The organism is Pseudomonas sp. KH_050, from assembly GCF_057838875.1.
In genome coordinates, this window is record NZ_CM174478.1 from 908,175 (window position 1) to 923,791 (window position 15,617).

The following is a 15,617-nucleotide window of genomic DNA, read 5'->3' on the forward strand; positions in this document are numbered from 1 at the left end:
TTTGCCGATGCCGGATCGACCGGTTTACCATCGTTCGGGTTATGAACGTTTGTGATTAGTTTGCCGGGTACTCAGCGATCACTTGGTCGGTACCTGCTTTGCTCAGGCCGATGACCTGATACGCATCCTGCTTCCCACCGACCTCCATACCAGGCGAGCCTGCCGGCATGCCCGGCACAGCAATCCCGATAAGGTCATCGCGTTTGCTCAAAGCAACTATTTGCTCGGCAGGTACATGGCCTTCAACAAATTTTCCGTTGATCACCGCGGTGTGGCATGACGAGAGACGCGGAACAACACCCAGGTCCTGCTTGATCGCGCTCATGTTGGTTTCTACATGATCAACGACCGTGAAGCCGTTAGCTTCAAGGTGCTGCATCCACTTCTTGCAGCATCCACAGTTAGCGTCACGATGGACATCGATTGTCAGCGGTTCTGCTGCATGACCAGCGGAACTGATAAACAGAGCCGCGAATGCAGCGAGGCGAAGTGCCCGACCGGGACGAAGAAAGTTATTTCGCATGGGTATGTTCCTTCCCATCAGCATGGGTATGAGTTTTTGGCTGAGCGGCCGGAGTTGCAGAAGCGTCATGTGAAGCCTCGGCACCCAGAGAATTGGCGTGTTCGGGACTTTCATCCTGAGAAGGCGCTGCGGCAGCCTCATGGGCATGGGCGCGGTTCCTCTCGCCATGATGGTCGCCTGCTTCGGCTACTTCTTCGGCTGCCCCCGCATCATGATGTCCAGAGGCAGCCCCCTTTTGACCTTCATGCTGACCTTCATGGTTATGCATTTTGCTCTCGCCGCCACCGTGTTGATGACCACCACTGCTGACTGCTAGAGCGGTGTATTGCTCTGCATTCAGGGTGGGAAGCTGCTTAAGAAAAGCGACCATTCCCCAGATGTAGGGATCAGCCATGCTTTTACCCCAGGCGGGCATGCCTGTGGATTTGATTCCATGCTTGATGATCCAGAACGCTGCGGCAGGGTTTCCATCAACGCCCAGTTTTGAAAGATTTGGAGGTGCAGGGTAAAGGCTATTACTTAACTCGGTTCCTGCGATACCCGGAGCAAGGTGGCAGCCAATGCACATTGAGTTGTAGTTACCAGCACCTGCACGAATCAGAGTTTCATCGCTCAGGTCGGGAACTTCAATATCGCGTGAGCGCACTGCTATCGAGCGATCCCGAGCAGTGGACAGAAGTGAGTAAACGGGTTCGGAATGCGGATCATCCGCCCCAACATTAATCACACCAAAATACACCACGCCGGCACCTGCTATTGCGGCGACCACACCAGCAGCAGTCAATGTTTTCAATGTTCTTTTCATGTCAGGCTCTCAAAACCACATCCGAATACCGGCGACAAATCGCGCCTCGTTCGTATCTTCCCCTTCATCGCTAGCAAGGTCGGCGGTCTTGCCATAGGAGCGACTCCAGGTAACCCCGATGTAGGGGGCAAACTCCCGGACAATCTCGTAGCGCAACCGCATACCCACTTCGGTATTGGCCAAACCAGAGCCAATGCCCCGTTGAGGATCGTTTTTCCCGTAAAAGTTCATTTCGGCTGTGGGCTGCAGGATCAGGCGATTGGTCAGCAGAATGTCGTAGTCGCCCTCTAACCGAGCTGCGGTCTGGCCGTTCTCACCGATGAAAGCGGTGGCTTCAGCTTCAAAGTTGTAGAGGGCCATGCCCTGGATGCCGAAGGCGCCCCAAGTCTGCGGCGAGCCGGGTTTGAAGTCCTGGCGTACGCCGGTGACGACATCCCACCATGGACCAATTGAGTGCCCCCATAGCGCCTGGAGTTCGGCGTCTTCAGTCACACCGTTGGTACGCTCCCCCTCCGACCGCAGCCATAAACGATCAATGTCGCCGCCAATCCAACCTTGTGCATCCCAACTCAGGGCACTGCCGTTATCAGCATCCTGATACTCGAACTGATCAAGGAGAAAGAACGTGTTGAGGCTTTTGTCATGAACACCATGGCCTGCCACAGGCGGAAAAGCAGCTTTACGATCAGCATCTGTTAATACGGGAATGGGAGTTCGACTCGTGCTGGTCGCCCCAGTATTCATATTCATTTTGCTGTGATCCATGCCTTCCATTTGGCCTTGGTCCATCTGCCCATGATTCATTTTGCTGTGGTCCATCGCCTCCATCGAACCATGATCCATCTTGGAATGATCCATCTGGCCGTCTTTGGCGGGGATCGGCTTTTGAGATACCGCCGGTTTCGACTCGGTTCCAGAGGACATGGTCATCGACGGATCCATCTCTTCAGCGGCGCTGGCCAAGCCAACAAAAGTGGCACTGACTGAGACCGTCATCGCCATCAGAGTTGGACGTAGAAGCTTACTGGTCATGATCTCAATCCGCTTTTTTGGTTTTTTGGTCATGATCCATCGACTCATCACTCATCTTGCTGTGATCCATCGAACCATGATCCATGGAACCGTGATCGGTTTTGGATTCATGGGCCTTGGAATTTTGGGTTGGTTCTGGCTTTTCCGTTGAAGATGCAGGAGCAGAGTGGGAATGACCGCCACTGCTTTCTCCTGCCAGTGCAAAGGGCACTCCCCCTAACAGGCCAATGGCAAGGGTGCAACCGATCAGCGACTTACGATTCAGATATTTGCTCATAACCCGTCTCCTTTACTCATCAACCCGTACTTCACGGAACATGCCCATTTCCATGTGAAATAGCAGGTGGCAGTGATAAGCCCAGCGCCCTAGCGCATCAGCTGTTACTCGATAGCTTCGCTTAGTGCCTGGCGGCATATCGATCGTGTGCTTGCGCACCATGAAATTGCCGTTCTCATCCTCCAGGTCGCTCCACATGCCGTGGAGGTGGATGGGGTGGGTCATCATGGTGTCGTTCACCAGTGTGATGCGCAGACGCTCGCCATACTTGAGGCGCAATGGCTCAGCGTCAGAGAATTTGATACCGTTAAATGACCAGGCGAACTTTTCCATATGACCGGTCAGGTGCAGCTCAATGGTGCGATTGGGCTCGCGACCATCCGGGTCCTGGAAAGTGCTCTTAAGGTCAGAGTAGGTAAGAACGCGACGGCCGTTGTTCCGCAAGCCAATACCGGGATCGTCTAGCTTCGGTGCTGTGCTCATGGCTTGCATATCAACCAACGGGTTGTTGGTTTCGGAAGCCGGGTGAGACTGTATAGCTCCTCCGCCCATGCCCGCCATCTTGCTGTGGTCCATGCTGGCCATATCACCCTGATCCATGCCGGCCATCTTGCTGTGGTCCATACCGGTCATGCCAGACATATCGCCCTGATCCATGCCAGTCATCTTGCTGTGATCCATACCCGCCATGTCGCCCGGTTTCATGGTGCTGTGATCCATGCCTGCCATGTTGCCGTGATCCATTCCTCCCATCCCCATATCATCCATGGTCAAAAGAGGACGTGGATCGATCGCTGGAACGGTCGCCTTGATCCCTTCGCGTACCGCCAGGGTTCCGCGGGCATATCCGGTTCGATCCATGGACTGGGCGAAAATGGTGTAAGCCTCCTGACTGACAGGCTCCACAATCACGTCATAGGTTTCTGCCACGGCAATGCGGAACTCTTCGACGCTGACAGGGTTGACGTGCTGGCCGTCGGCGGCCACCACGGTCATTTTCAAGCCTGGGATACGGACGTCGAAGTAGCTCATGCCCGAACCGTTAATAAAGCGCAGGCGCAGCTTCTCACCCGGTTTGAAAATCCCGGTCCAGTTACCGTCAGGGGCCTGGCCATTCATGAGATAGGTGTATGTATCCCCACTGACGTCTGCAAGATCGGTGGGGTTCATTTTCATTTCGGCCCACATCTTGCGATCCGCCACCGTCGCGGACCAGCCTTTCTCGCTGACATCGTTGATGAAGTCGCTGACAGTAGGTTTGTGGTGGTTGTAGTAGTCCGACTGTTTCTTGAGTTTGGCCATAACGCGACCAGGATCTTCATCGGTCCAATCGGTCAGCATTACCACATAATCACGGTCGTATTGAAAAGGCTCTGGCTCTTTCGAGTCGATCACGATGGGCCCGTAGACACCAGCCTGTTCCTGAAAACCCGAGTGGCTGTGGTACCAGTAAGTACCATTCTGATGGACTTTAAACTTGTACTCATACATGCCATCGGGTGCGATGCCGTGAAAGCTTAAGCCTGGAACACCGTCCATATTGGCGGGCAGGATGATCCCGTGCCAATGGATAGAGGTGTCCTGATCAAGGCGGTTTTTCACCCGCAGAGTGACCGTTTCCCCTTCACGCCAGCGCAGCAGCGGTCCCGGCAAAGAGCCGTTAATGGTCATCGCTGTGCGCGCCGAGCCGGTGATGTTCACTGGGGTTTCGCCAATGAATAGATCAAATTCGTTGCCGGTGAGTACGTTGGGAAAACCGGGACTGGTCACCGCCCATACGGGAGTGCGCCATAGGCCAAGCCCGCCGAGAATGCCACCAGCGGCCAGGCCTTTAACGAATGTCCGCCTAGAGGTTTTGGAATGCATGCCGTGTTTGTCCAATCAATCAAAAGGGAAGCCGTGCGCAACAACCTGTGAGTTGCACTTACAGGTTGAAGGCGTTCTCTCGGAGAATCGTTTTAAGCCCGGATGAGCTTTTTCCGCCGCCACTCAAGACGAAGTCATACGGCAAGCGAGTTTAGAAATTGCCACATTTGAACCATCGCGGTGATTACATTTCTGTCAGCTTGGGAATGCGCCAATCATTTCAGCACTTAGCGTGATCGGCGGCTTTGGTTTTGCTCTCGGCTACGGGGGCTTGAGTGCCTTGCTTTTGGGCAATTTGGTACGACTCCATCGAGTCTTTCTTGGCCGCTTCCATACGTGCAAATGCCCGGTCACCACCGCCTTCGGCTATGGCCAGGGAAGAGACGGTCAACGCGGCAATAACAAATAGGGTTTTCATGGATTTCATTTGGGTAGCCTCGGATAAGTATTTGGTTGCCCCGTAGAATCCACATCAATAAATGATTCTGGGGGCTGAGCCTTAGGCTCGATGCCACCTTAACCGTCATTCCCTGTCAGAAGCCTTAGGTGAAAATTACAGTTGCGTCAGGTTGCGCTTTCCTCCTGAACAACCGGCTGTGTACGTTGGAACAGGAAGTAGAGTGCTCTGCAGTTTTGCAACAGATTGCAGTGGTGAGAGGCGCTGTAAAAGAGGGTTGATGGCAGAAGTGCTTGAAGGGCATATCCGGGAGCACCTGGGTGCTAAATTTGTTACTCCTGAACAACGCCAAGAAGACTTGGATCAGGTCATCTCGGCCCTGCGCTCATCTCTGAAATGAGTCAGGAGAGTTGTGCATGAGGGCGTTAACGCTGGGGCAGAACACCGCCTCAGACACTGACCTTGGAAGGAAAACCCAATGCTTCAACAGCAGCGCGGACTCGCTCCGGGTTTTCGATGCTTTTAACGTTGACCTTGCCGGCAGCACGATCCACCGAAACTGTTGCCTCGTCATCCAACGATTGAATCGCTTTGGTAATTTTGCTAACACAGCTACCGCAGCCAATGCCTGAAACGTCTAAGACGAACATAGTTATTCCTCTCATGGTGAGTGGCCTCTTTGGCCGCAGGCACAGCATCAACGTTGACACGATAGGAAGGTCAAGGGGTGTCTGCACCCCCGGTTTGAATGGTTCCAAAGCCTCAATCTATACGGATGTTTCTCAGCCTCAATGCATTGAAAACAACAGATGCAGAGCTGACACTCATCGCGATGGCCGCGACCATCGGTGATAAGAGATGCCCGGTCAGTGGATACAGCAGACCCGCCGCGAGTGGTATACCCATCGAGTTGTAGAGAAAGGCGAAGCCCAAGTTCTGCCGCATGTTTTTTACTGTCGCGACAGAAAGAGCTCGCGCTCGAAGAATTCCCATCAAGTCGCCTTTAACCAGAGTCAGTTGCGCGCTGTTCATCGCGACGTCTGTCCCGGTCCCCATGGCGATGCCCACATCTGCTCGGGCCAAGGCAGGCGCATCATTAATACCGTCGCCAGCCATTGCTATCCGCCGGCCGTATTGCTGAAGGTCCGCGACCAGACGCTCTTTGTCCTGAGGCTTCACTTCACCGTGGACTTCTTCAATGCCCATTTCCTTGGCGACAGCTCGTGCCGTGGTGAGCCCATCACCAGTGGCCATGATGACTTTTACATTGTCAGCCTTGAGCTTGGTGACGGCCTCTTTGGAGGTCGGCTTGATCGGATCTGAGACTGCGAGCAACCCAGCCAGTACTCCGTCGACCGCAACATAGATGATGCTGATACCTTCAAGTCGTAACAGCTCTGCACGGTTTTTGAGGGGGCTGATGTTCACACCAGCCTCTTCCACCAAGGCAGTATTACCCAGCTGGATTTTCTTTCCATTTACCAAACCTCTGACCCCAATTCCAGAACCGGACTCGAATGAGTCAGGTTTTGTTAGAACAAGATTTTCAGCACGAGCATGATCAACAATGGCATGAGCCAAGGGATGCTCACTGCCTTTATCGAGGCTGGCAGCGAGTTGTAGAGCATCATTGGGGTCGAAACTCGGAGTGACCTCCACGCTGTGAAAAACTGGACGCCCCTCTGTGAGGGTGCCGGTCTTATCAACGATCAGCGTGTCGATCTTGCAAAGGTTCTCGATAGCACTGGCATCTCTGAACAGCACGCCCATGCTGGCCGCCTTACCGGTGGAGACCATAATCGACATCGGCGTCGCGAGCCCTAGGGCGCAAGGACAGGCAATGATCAGCACAGAGACCGCATTGATCAAGCCGAAGACCCAACTGGGCTCAGGACCAAAAAGCCCCCAGCCCAAGAGCGTCAGTACCGCAATAGCGATGACGCCCATCACAAAGTACCCGGCAATGGCATCAGCCATGCGTTGCATTGGTGCTTTGGAGCGTTGAACGCGGGCCACCATCTGTACGATTTGCGACAGCATGGTCTCGGCCCCAACCTTCTGTGCCTCCATCACCAGACTGCCATGGGTATTTAGCGTGGTCCCTATCAGACTATCACCAACTCTCTTCATCACCGGCACGGGCTCACCGGTCAGCATTGACTCGTCGACCGCGCTTTCACCTTCCAGTACGGAGCCATCAACCGGCACCTTCTCACCCGGCCTTACCCGGAGGTGGTCACCCTTGTGCGCATGCGTCAGAGGGATATCTTTCTCTTGGCCATCGGAATTGATTTTGCGTGCCGTTTTGGGAGAGACCCAGAAGAGATTTAATAGCGGCTGAGGTTTGCGAGCGGGCTTTGAGCTCGAGCATCTACCCAAGTAGGGTGAGTGAGACGATGACCGCGGCGGCTTCGAAGTAAACGCCGATGCGTCCCTCTTGCATAAAGGTGGCAGGAAAACTCTGGGGAAATAGCGTGGCCACAACGCTGTAAAGATAGGCCGCTGCTGTACCCAGACCTATCAAGGTCCACATATTGGGACTGCGCTGACGAATGGACGCAACGCCCCTCACAAAAAAGAGCCAACCTGCCCATAGGATCACGGGGGTAGCAAGGACCAGTTCCACCCAGTTCTGTGTGGCTCCGTGGAAGAGTTGCAACGAATGTCCCGCCATAGCGAGTACGGTCACGATCACGGTTAACGGCAACGACCACCAAAAGCGACGGGTGAAGTCCATGAGCTCTGGGTTTTCTTCCTCTTCCAGCCCTGGCATGACAGGTTCCAATGCCATTCCGCATTTAGGACAGGTGCCGGGGCCAGGCTGACGTATCTCTGGGTGCATGGGGCAAGTGAATTCAGTGCCCATTCGTGGCTCAGCCGCGGGATCAGTGTCACCAGGGGGATTGGTATCAGACGGATCCGCAGCATAACGCCGGGGTTCTGCTCGAAATTTCTCTTGGCACTTCAGGCTGCAGAACTGATAGGCCTGCCCCTCGTAAAGCTCACTGAACGTGCTCAGCGGGGTAACAGCCATGCCGCACACTGGGTCGCGTAGACCACCATCGTGGGGTTTTACCGGATGAGCCTGATCATGAACGCGGTGACTCATGGCGTTAGACATGACTAGTTTCCTTTATCGTCCTTGTTGGTTTCCGAGCTCACGTGTCGACCATGACCGCCGTGACCGTGCCCGAAAAAATGCATCAATGGGCAGATCAACAGAATCAGATAGGGCAGATAAGGTGAAATATGGCCGAAGTGTTCCCGGAGGACGTAGAAAACACCGATTGCTACCAGCATGATCAGTACGACACCCGTTTTGCTCCTCCAGAAGGAAGAAGGCGAATTTTCAACCGAATGCGGATGGTTAGTCATGATGTGGTCCTCAGTGTCCTGACAAGAACTGCGGTGACGTTTGCGACAGAGAGTAGTCAATGCTCGCTCTGAGGCTGTGATATCGATCAAACAACGCTTATTTCACGTCAAACTGACCAACCATCCCCGACTGATAGTGGCCCGGAACGTTGCAGGCAAACTCCAGGCCTGTGGTCTTGGAAAAGGTCCAGACAAGCTCTTTGGTTGTCCCAGGTTCGATCAGAACGCTGTTGGGATCGTTGTGCTCCATCCCGACCATCTTCATCCCTCCCATGTGTCCCATATCGCTCATGGCATGCGCTTGTCCGGTAGGACTGAGTGTGCCGTTCTGGACCATAGCTGCCATATCTTTTTGATGCGCGGCATGGGCAGCTGCTTTGCCGATGTTGAATTCATGCAGCAGCGAGCCTTCGTTGCGCAGGACAAAGCGAACCGTCTCTCCAGGTTTGACATCTATGTTTTTGGGCTCGAAGGAGATATCGCCCATTTTCACTTCAACCGTGCGGGTAGCCTCGGCCGCTGCTCCAGGCTGACCAATGTCATCTTTCCCGTGGCCAACGCTGGCTATGGCTGTAGAACTGAGGAAAAGAGTTATTGCAGCGCAAACCGGGATAGCAAATTTCGCATTCATAGAGACCTCAAAGTGAAAGTGAGTAGCACGGGTTATGCTAAGGAAATTGAGTTGCCGGTTAACTGACCTGAACACTACTTTCGGTCAGTTTCTGAAATAAAACACGGCGTCGAAGCGACGCCGTTTGAACCTGATGAGGCGCGGGAAACCATGAACGTAGAGCCTTTACTGATGCTTTTCTGAAAGCATCAATTTGTGCTCGCGTTGCATTTGGCTCAGAACGTCATCGACGATTTTGTCGTGCTTCTCCATCCAGGCGAGGTGCTGTTGAGGTGTCATCGATGCGTCGGGATGGTCCTTGTGAAGTTCGCTCATGAGATCGCCAAGCATCTTCATGTGTTCTGTCATGTGCGCAAAGCGTTGTCCCTCGGGGGCTTTTTCGGCTTGAACCAAAACGACTTCGGCTTTATCCCGCATATTTTCCATGCGTACCATCACTCGATCTCCGCCGCCCTCAGCCCATACCGGAGCCGAAAGCAGGATCGAGCCAACCAGAAACAAGGTTTTAAGAGAATTCATGGGGCTGCTCCTTGATAGGGATGTTGTCCGACTCCGGAGGATTTTTCTCGCTGGAGAGCCGGATGAGCACTTGAAAGTGCTCATGATCCAACCCTAGACAACGCTTGCTGACATCTACCTGAAGCCAGGATTACATTTCTGTCAGTTTCTGGTTGGCCGGACCTATTCAATGCAAACTCAGCCCATGATCACTTCGAGAGGCATCCCCATGAGACTTCTGGTTGCTGAAGACGAACCGAAAATAGGTATCTACTTGCAACAGGGCCTGACTGAGGCAGGGTTCAATGTTGATCGTTTCACCAACGGCACTGAGGCTCTTCAACACGCCCTCAGCGAGGCGTATGACCTGCTGATTCTGGATGTCATGATGCCGGGACTGGATGGGTGGGAAGTCCTTCAGAAGGTGCGTTTGTCAGGGAAGGACGTGCCCGTACTTTTTCTGACGGCGCGAGACCGTGTTGAAGATCGAGTCAAGGGGCTTGAGCTCGGGGCAGATGATTACCTGATCAAACCTTTCGCATTTTCTGAGTTGCTGGCTCGGGTCAGGACGCTGCTTCGTCGCGGTAATAACTTAGCCTCACCAACCCATATGAAATTGGCCGATCTTGAGGTAGATCTGCTCAAGCGCAGGGCTATTCGGGCAGGTAAACGCATAGATCTTACGGCCAAAGAGTTTGCGCTACTGGAGCTGTTGCTCCGGCGCCGAGGCGAAGTGCTGCCAAAATCGCTCATCGCCTCGCAAGTTTGGGACATGAACTTCGACAGCGATACCAACGTAATCGAGGTTGCGGTGCGCAGGCTCAGAGCGAAGATTGATGACGACTTTGAGGTCAAGCTGATCCAGACCTGCCGCGGCATGGGCTACATGCTCGATGCACCTGATTCGGAATCGGAATGAACCGTCTATCCCTGACTACACGCATGAGCCTGATGTTCATGCTTGCGGTGACCGCGGTGCTCACCGTCGCCGGCCTCAGCTTTAATAATCTCAGCCGGCATCACTTCATAATGCTGGATCAGCAGGCCCTGAACGAAAAGCTCCACTCGACCCAAAGAATTTTGGGAGAGCTGAAGAGTATTGATCAATTCGACGAGTTAAAGCCCGAGTTACAGGCGTTGCTCGGAGCTCACCGTGATTTGACGGCCCTGATCCTGGATAGTGACGGGAGGCTGATTTTCGCTGATCCAGAGCCAGTAAATGTGCCGGAAGAGTTCATCTCGACGACAAACAACACTGTGTGGGAATGGCAGGACCAAGAGCAGATGTTCCGTGGCTTGACCGCACCTGCGATGGTCACCGGTCAGGATAAGCCGTTGACCGTCATTTTGATCTTCGATGTTACACAGCATATGTCCTTCTTCGAGACGCTCCAGCGATGGTTCTGGGTAGGGCTGGTGATCAGTGCGCTCGTCAGTGCCGCTTTAGGCTGGATGGTTGCACGCAGTGGCTTGCGTCCTATTCGTCAGGTGACCATGGTCGCGGCGTCGATGTCAGCCAAATCACTGAAAGAACGCATCCCCTTGGCGCCGGTCCCAAAAGAGCTGCAACAGATGGTGTCCTCGTTCAATGCGATGTTGTCCCGGCTGGATGATGCTTTTGTACGGCTATCCAATTTTTCAGCGGACATTGCCCACGAACTACGTACCCCGCTCAGCAACCTGATGACCCATACCGAAGTGGTGCTCTCGAGAAAAAGGGGTATTGAGGACTACGAAAATAATCTGTATTCGAATCTGGATGACTTGAAACGCATGTCGCGGATGATCGATGACATGCTTTTCCTAGCGAAATCTGACAATGGGTTGATCAAGCCTGAGAACAAACCGATAAACCTATTGGAGGTCGTGGAGAAATTGCTCGAATACTACCGCCTGCTGGCTGATGAGCGCGGTATCGAATTGACCGTTTCGGGAGCAGGACGTGTCCGGGGGGACGTGTTGATGTTGCACAGAGCCATCTCGAACTTGCTGTCGAACGCTCTACGGTACACCCCTGAGGGACGAACCATCAGCATCGACATCCAACAAAAAAATACGTCGACAATGGTGACGGTCGAAAACCCTGGAGAGACTATCGCGCCCGAGCATCTTGAAAAGCTCTTCGATCGCTTCTACCGCGCAGATCCGGCCCGACGCGAAGGAAGCCCCAGCAACGCCGGGCTGGGGCTCTCAATTACGCGGTCGATCATAGAAGCCCATGAAGGCAAGATCTGGTGTACCTCATTCAATGGAAAAACAGCCTTCCACATGGAACTTCCGAGTGCCGGATTGAAACGTGCCTGAACCTCGTTCAGGCGCCGCATCGGAGCAAAGATAGGCAAAGGCGCTTGCTTCCTAGACGGATGACCTACCTGCAGCTCTCAGAGAGCTGCAGTTAGGGAAAGACAAAGTAATGTAAGTCGTGAAAAAAACACGCGCAAAGCTTACTGAAATGTAATCCAACAGTCGGCAGTCATGTGGCATCGTGTCCTAGCTCTATAATGCGGTCACCCTGATCTGTTACCTAGCCTCAGTACGCGGCATACGCTTGGTATTCGCCTGTGGTTTTGAACCGGTATTAAGAAGTAAAAACTAGATCTACTCCACCAAACCTCGAACCAACAGCTTATGCTGTGAGGAGTCTTGCATGTCCTTCTTTAAAAATACTACCGTTGCAGTTGCACTAACCGCCGGTTTGCTCATGAGCGCTATCGCCCAGGCGCATCCAAAGCTGGTGTCTTCTACCCCTGCGGAAGGCTCGACGTCCGCGGCGCCTTCCAAGATCGAGTTGCACTTCTCGGAGAACCTCACGACTCAGTTCTCGGGAGCAAAACTGATCATGACTGACATGCCGGGTATGCCAAATTCCCCCATGGGTGTTAAGGCTGGCGTCGCAGGCGGTGAGGACCCAAAAATGATGGTGATCACCCCCGCTGCTCCGCTAACCACCGGAACTTATAAGGTCGAATGGCGGGCGGTCTCTTCCGACACTCACCCCATCACAGGCAACTTTTCTTTTAAAGTGAAATGATTCATGAGCGACTCAATCAACATCGCCCTTCGCTTCGCTCTTTATTTAGACCTGATGTTGCTGTTTGGATTAGCAATATTTGGCTTGTATAGCCTCAGGGGAAAGGAGCGGGTATCTGGCACAGTCTTGAACTTTGAGTCGCTCCTTTTCAGTACAGTCGTTGTTGGTGTACTTCTGTCTCTTGCCGCGATGTTGCTGCTTGCGAAAGCAATGAGCGGTGTTTCAGAGTTTATGGAGCTTCGCCAACACATCTTCGAAATGGTGCTTACTGGTACTGACGTCGGGCTCACTTGGATGGTCCGAATAGCAACCCTTGTGCTGGCAGGTATCGCCGTCACACTTAACAGGCGCTTCCCAACCCTCAGTCTTTGGGCGGTTACTGTTTTCGGTGCTATTGCTCTCGCTACCCTAGCGTGGACAGGGCATGGCGCTATGGACGAAGGCAATCGTCGTTATATTCATTTCATTAGTGATATCCTTCACCTTTTGGCAGCCGGCGGTTGGATGGGAGCTCTGGCCGCATTCGCTTTACTGCTGCGTGCGAAAAGACTAAACGGTAGCCAAGAAGTACGGGTTCTCTCCCGAGTCCTGACTGGATTTGAATCAGTTGGTGCGCTGATTGTAGTGATTTTGAGCATTACTGGCGTAGTGAATTATCTCTTTATCGTCGGCCCAACCCTGGACGAAGTGATGCTCACTACTTATGGCGTTCTGCTCTTTCTGAAAATTTTACTCTTCGCGGGGATGATTGTATTAGCGACACTAAACCGTTTTCATTTGAGCCCACTGTTAGAATGCTCAATCAGGGAAGGAGACCATGCCGTCGCCGTCAATGCCTTGCGACGCAGTATGATCCTTGAGTTCTCCGTTGCAGTAATCATAGTATGTCTTGTCGCTTGGCTAGGAACTCTTAGTCCGGAAATGGAGATGGATATTGAAATGAAAATAGATATGAGTACGATGCAGAGTCAATAACAGGCTGAATGGTCCAGCAATTAAATGGTGAGGCTGACAGGCCAATAAAGTGGCGGTTGCAGGAGCTGAGTGCAACACGGTTATTGAATTGAAGCAGGAGCCTCATGTTGCAAGCCCATCAGCTGAGTGAATACCTCGATCGGACACAGCCAGTTAAATCGCTTGCGTGGTCGGATGTTCAGCAAATACGCAAACTTGTCCAACTCCTCTTGGGTGTACCTGGACAGGTCAGTTCCCTTGGGCAAAAACTGGCGGACAAGGCCGTTGGTGTTCTCGTTGGTTCCACGTTGCCATGGGCTGTGTGGGTCAGCAAAGTAAACAGCAATACCCGTCTTCTGAGTGAGTTCGGCGTGCCTGGCCATTTCCTTGCCCTGGTCATACGTCATGCTTTTACGAGCGGCCAGCGGCATGCCATTGAGCGCCGCGCTGAACCCTTCGACTGCCGATGTCGCCGTAGCGTCATTCATTTTCACCAGCATCAAATAGCCGCTGGAGCGCTCAACGAGTGTCCCGACCGCCGAGGCGTTGTTCTTCCCCTTGATCAAGTCGCCCTCCCAGTGCCCTGGCATCAAACGGTCTTCAACCTCCGGCGGGCGCAGGTGAATACTGACCATATCCGGAATCTGGCCGCGACGATCAACGCCCCCAGCGCGCGGTCTACGTGTGCTCTTGCCTTGTCGCAGACACTGCACCAGCTCCTTGCGCAACTCCCCGACGGGCATCGCATAGATCGCTTTGTAGATGGTTTCCCGGCAAACGTAGGCTTCTTCGAAATTGATTTTCATGACACGCAGCTTGCCCGCGATTTGCTCTGGGGAAAAGCGTTCTCGAAGCAAATGAAGCACCAGCTCGAAGCGTTCATTGCCCAGAACCAATTTTCTGGCAGGGCGGCAAACTTTACGGCGCTCGCGAGTGTGAGCCTGTGCAACGTGGGCAACGTATCTCCCATTGAGGGATCGATTGCGACGCAACTCGCGGCTGATCGTAGAGGGGCTTCGGCCAAGCATTCGAGCTATCTCGCGCTGACTAAGACCTTGATATTGCCCGACCTGGATCGTGGCGCGTTCTTCGACGCTGAGTTCTGTATAGGACATGGCGGCACCTTACCGGAGGGTGAGGTGTTGCACTCAGTTTTTGCGGCCGCCAGTCAATTGATTGCGTTGAATCAGCTATCAATTAAAATAAATAGAATGTGACACTTGGCGTGCGTCAGTAACAAGAAGATGGCGATTTTCAACAAGGGTGTGACATTAATCACAAAGCTAAAAGGCTAATGCCTCGCTTGACCATTCGACTAGCCGCTGTGGACACATACGCTTTGGCCACGACGGTAAAGTGTTTTATCACTAATCTGGAGAACATGAAAAAGGCTATGCGGTATGCATGACGTGCGGTCGAGCCGAGTCGATGACTATTTCCGGCGATGTTCCTATGGTGCTACGGGCTGATAAATCCCATCGCCACCGTTGGTGGTATTACTGGTGGCCGCAAAGAGAAAGACTATTTTGGAGCAGCCGTTAAAGCAAATGTTTACCTCGGTTATCAGATTCAGACTGATGTGTTAGAACTGTGCTTGAAAAGCCCGAAACCGGCTTATGATTATCTGACTCTGACTCTGACTCTGACTCTGACTCTGACTCTGACTCTGACTCTGACTCTGACCAGTTCGGTTTTAGAGGGCCAGTTGGCCCTCTAATTCATTGAGTTTTATGCAAAGACAAAGTATTTGCGGACTGTCTCGACAACTTCCCAGGTGCCTTTCATGCCGGGTTCAACTATAAAAATATCACCAGCCTTCAAGTGAATAGGATCCTGCCCATCAGGAGTAATGATGCAATACCCCTCGCGAAAGTCGCAGTATTCCCATTTTACGTACTCAACTCGCCATTTGCCTGGCGTGCATATCCAAGTACCCATGATCTTACTTCCATCTTCACTAGTGTAGGCATTGAGGTTGACGGTGTGCGGATCACCTTCGAGCTTTTCCCATTTGCAGGCGTCGAGTACTGGCAACGGGTGGGTATCACGCAATACAACTATGGATTGGGACATGTTGTTACCGAGCTAGTGATTGAATGAATCGCTACGGTAATGGGACTGAAGGAGGGTAGGGTGCCTAGGGTCGACATCTAGGTGTCTATAAGCGCAATCAGCTAGTTATTGCTGGATTTTTTGAGGGTGCAGATCAGGGGGAATGAAGTTTTTTT

The 15,617-nt window shown here is 53.0% G+C and carries 16 protein-coding genes and 3 pseudogenes; 5 read left to right on the forward strand and 14 right to left on the reverse strand.

Features of this window, described 5'->3' with window-relative positions:
• Positions 1-55: 55 nt before the first annotated feature.
• The 6 genes from AC3IUA_RS04195 to AC3IUA_RS04220 all read right to left on the reverse strand — a co-directional run bounded on the left by AC3IUA_RS04195 (position 56) and on the right by AC3IUA_RS04220 (position 4,930).
• Positions 56-523 carry a DUF411 domain-containing protein gene (locus tag AC3IUA_RS04195; protein ID WP_489359259.1) on the reverse strand — a complete coding sequence of 156 codons (468 nt, stop codon included), beginning with the start codon at positions 521-523 and terminating at the stop codon, positions 56-58.
• On the reverse strand, positions 513-1,328 hold the full coding sequence (locus AC3IUA_RS04200) for a c-type cytochrome (RefSeq protein WP_489359260.1): 816 nt from the start codon (positions 1,326-1,328) through the stop codon (positions 513-515). Before AC3IUA_RS04200 ends, AC3IUA_RS04195 begins: the two co-directional genes overlap by 11 nt.
• Positions 1,329-1,337: 9 nt before the next feature.
• Positions 1,338-2,393 carry a copper resistance protein B gene (locus AC3IUA_RS04205; RefSeq protein ID WP_489359261.1) on the reverse strand — a complete coding sequence of 352 codons (1,056 nt, stop codon included), beginning with the start codon at positions 2,391-2,393 and terminating at the stop codon, positions 1,338-1,340.
• The gene (locus AC3IUA_RS04210) at positions 2,365-2,637 is read right to left on the reverse strand and encodes a hypothetical protein (RefSeq protein ID WP_489359262.1); all 273 of its coding nucleotides are present in this window, start codon (positions 2,635-2,637) and stop codon (positions 2,365-2,367) included. Before AC3IUA_RS04210 ends, AC3IUA_RS04205 begins: the two co-directional genes overlap by 29 nt.
• Before the next feature lie 12 nt (positions 2,638-2,649).
• The gene (locus tag AC3IUA_RS04215; RefSeq protein WP_489359263.1) at positions 2,650-4,503 is read right to left on the reverse strand and encodes a copper resistance system multicopper oxidase; all 1,854 of its coding nucleotides are present in this window, start codon (positions 4,501-4,503) and stop codon (positions 2,650-2,652) included.
• Between the two features lie 220 nt (positions 4,504-4,723).
• On the reverse strand, positions 4,724-4,930 hold the full coding sequence (locus AC3IUA_RS04220; RefSeq protein ID WP_489359264.1) for a co-regulatory protein PtrA N-terminal domain-containing protein: 207 nt from the start codon (positions 4,928-4,930) through the stop codon (positions 4,724-4,726).
• A gap of 176 nt (positions 4,931-5,106) precedes the next feature.
• Here AC3IUA_RS04220 and AC3IUA_RS04225 point away from each other — a divergent pair.
• Positions 5,107-5,300, forward strand: a pseudogene (locus AC3IUA_RS04225) (metal-sensing transcriptional repressor); the annotation flags it as partial.
• Between the two features lie 49 nt (positions 5,301-5,349).
• Here the strand turns inward: AC3IUA_RS04225 and AC3IUA_RS04230 are convergent.
• The 6 genes and pseudogenes from AC3IUA_RS04230 to AC3IUA_RS04255 form a co-directional block, all read right to left on the reverse strand.
• Positions 5,350-5,550, reverse strand: a complete 201-nt coding sequence (locus AC3IUA_RS04230) for a heavy-metal-associated domain-containing protein (protein ID WP_489359265.1) — start codon at positions 5,548-5,550, stop codon at positions 5,350-5,352.
• 112 nt (positions 5,551-5,662) lie between these two features.
• Positions 5,663-7,766 (reverse strand): annotated as a pseudogene (locus AC3IUA_RS04235) (copper-transporting P-type ATPase).
• A 117-nt stretch (positions 7,767-7,883) separates the two neighbouring features.
• Positions 7,884-8,021, reverse strand: a pseudogene (locus AC3IUA_RS04240) (hypothetical protein); the annotation flags it as partial.
• 2 nt (positions 8,022-8,023) lie between these two features.
• The gene (locus AC3IUA_RS04245) at positions 8,024-8,275 is read right to left on the reverse strand and encodes a DUF2933 domain-containing protein (protein ID WP_489359266.1); all 252 of its coding nucleotides are present in this window, start codon (positions 8,273-8,275) and stop codon (positions 8,024-8,026) included.
• 97 nt (positions 8,276-8,372) lie between these two features.
• Positions 8,373-8,906 carry a cupredoxin domain-containing protein gene (locus tag AC3IUA_RS04250; RefSeq protein WP_489359267.1) on the reverse strand — a complete coding sequence of 178 codons (534 nt, stop codon included), beginning with the start codon at positions 8,904-8,906 and terminating at the stop codon, positions 8,373-8,375.
• A gap of 165 nt (positions 8,907-9,071) precedes the next feature.
• Entirely contained in the window at positions 9,072-9,425 is a 354-nt protein-coding gene (locus AC3IUA_RS04255) for a co-regulatory protein PtrA N-terminal domain-containing protein (protein ID WP_489359268.1), read from the reverse strand.
• Positions 9,426-9,633: 208 nt separating this feature from the next.
• Between AC3IUA_RS04255 and AC3IUA_RS04260 the strand changes: the two genes are divergently transcribed.
• The 4 genes from AC3IUA_RS04260 to copD all read left to right on the forward strand — a co-directional run bounded on the left by AC3IUA_RS04260 (position 9,634) and on the right by copD (position 13,410).
• Entirely contained in the window at positions 9,634-10,323 is a 690-nt protein-coding gene (locus tag AC3IUA_RS04260) for a heavy metal response regulator transcription factor (RefSeq protein WP_150644475.1), read from the forward strand.
• Positions 10,320-11,708: a heavy metal sensor histidine kinase gene (locus tag AC3IUA_RS04265; protein ID WP_489359269.1), complete on the forward strand. Its 1,389-nt coding sequence runs from the start codon at positions 10,320-10,322 to the stop codon at positions 11,706-11,708. The genes AC3IUA_RS04260 and AC3IUA_RS04265 overlap by 4 nt, the downstream gene beginning before the upstream one ends.
• Before the next feature lie 343 nt (positions 11,709-12,051).
• Positions 12,052-12,435, forward strand: a complete 384-nt coding sequence (copC, locus tag AC3IUA_RS04270; RefSeq protein ID WP_489359270.1) for a copper homeostasis periplasmic binding protein CopC — start codon at positions 12,052-12,054, stop codon at positions 12,433-12,435.
• 3 nt (positions 12,436-12,438) lie between these two features.
• Positions 12,439-13,410: a copper homeostasis membrane protein CopD gene (gene copD / locus AC3IUA_RS04275; protein ID WP_489359271.1), complete on the forward strand. Its 972-nt coding sequence runs from the start codon at positions 12,439-12,441 to the stop codon at positions 13,408-13,410.
• A gap of 80 nt (positions 13,411-13,490) precedes the next feature.
• Here copD and AC3IUA_RS04280 read toward each other — a convergent pair whose 3' ends face one another.
• Both AC3IUA_RS04280 and AC3IUA_RS04285 read right to left on the reverse strand, forming a co-directional pair.
• Positions 13,491-14,504: an IS30 family transposase gene (locus AC3IUA_RS04280; RefSeq protein WP_033900015.1), complete on the reverse strand. Its 1,014-nt coding sequence runs from the start codon at positions 14,502-14,504 to the stop codon at positions 13,491-13,493.
• A 613-nt stretch (positions 14,505-15,117) separates the two neighbouring features.
• Complete coding sequence (locus AC3IUA_RS04285) at positions 15,118-15,462, reverse strand: cupin domain-containing protein (RefSeq protein WP_489359272.1); 345 nt, start codon at positions 15,460-15,462, stop codon at positions 15,118-15,120.
• Between the last annotated feature and the right edge of the window lie 155 nt (positions 15,463-15,617).

What these genes read in the sequence shown, in the direction of transcription:
- AC3IUA_RS04255 (WP_489359268.1), bottom strand. Translation starts at nt 9,425, where the DNA reads ATGAATTCTCTTAAAACCTTGTTTCTGGTTGGCTCGATCCTGCTTTCG.
- AC3IUA_RS04215 (WP_489359263.1), bottom strand. Translation starts at nt 4,503, where the DNA reads ATGCATTCCAAAACCTCTAGGCGGACATTCGTTAAAGGCCTGGCCGCT.
- AC3IUA_RS04195 (WP_489359259.1), bottom strand. Translation starts at nt 523, where the DNA reads ATGCGAAATAACTTTCTTCGTCCCGGTCGGGCACTTCGCCTCGCTGCA.
- AC3IUA_RS04260 (WP_150644475.1), top strand. Translation starts at nt 9,634, where the DNA reads ATGAGACTTCTGGTTGCTGAAGACGAACCGAAAATAGGTATCTACTTG.
- AC3IUA_RS04205 (WP_489359261.1), bottom strand. Translation starts at nt 2,393, where the DNA reads ATGACCAAAAAACCAAAAAAGCGGATTGAGATCATGACCAGTAAGCTT.
- AC3IUA_RS04265 (WP_489359269.1), top strand. Translation starts at nt 10,320, where the DNA reads ATGAACCGTCTATCCCTGACTACACGCATGAGCCTGATGTTCATGCTT.
- AC3IUA_RS04200 (WP_489359260.1), bottom strand. Translation starts at nt 1,328, where the DNA reads ATGAAAAGAACATTGAAAACATTGACTGCTGCTGGTGTGGTCGCCGCA.
- AC3IUA_RS04220 (WP_489359264.1), bottom strand. Translation starts at nt 4,930, where the DNA reads ATGAAATCCATGAAAACCCTATTTGTTATTGCCGCGTTGACCGTCTCT.
- AC3IUA_RS04250 (WP_489359267.1), bottom strand. Translation starts at nt 8,906, where the DNA reads ATGAATGCGAAATTTGCTATCCCGGTTTGCGCTGCAATAACTCTTTTC.
- AC3IUA_RS04245 (WP_489359266.1), bottom strand. Translation starts at nt 8,275, where the DNA reads ATGACTAACCATCCGCATTCGGTTGAAAATTCGCCTTCTTCCTTCTGG.
- copD (WP_489359271.1), top strand. Translation starts at nt 12,439, where the DNA reads ATGAGCGACTCAATCAACATCGCCCTTCGCTTCGCTCTTTATTTAGAC.
- copC (WP_489359270.1), top strand. Translation starts at nt 12,052, where the DNA reads ATGTCCTTCTTTAAAAATACTACCGTTGCAGTTGCACTAACCGCCGGT.
- AC3IUA_RS04285 (WP_489359272.1), bottom strand. Translation starts at nt 15,462, where the DNA reads ATGTCCCAATCCATAGTTGTATTGCGTGATACCCACCCGTTGCCAGTA.
- AC3IUA_RS04230 (WP_489359265.1), bottom strand. Translation starts at nt 5,550, where the DNA reads ATGTTCGTCTTAGACGTTTCAGGCATTGGCTGCGGTAGCTGTGTTAGC.
- AC3IUA_RS04210 (WP_489359262.1), bottom strand. Translation starts at nt 2,637, where the DNA reads ATGAGCAAATATCTGAATCGTAAGTCGCTGATCGGTTGCACCCTTGCC.
- AC3IUA_RS04280 (WP_033900015.1), bottom strand. Translation starts at nt 14,504, where the DNA reads ATGTCCTATACAGAACTCAGCGTCGAAGAACGCGCCACGATCCAGGTC.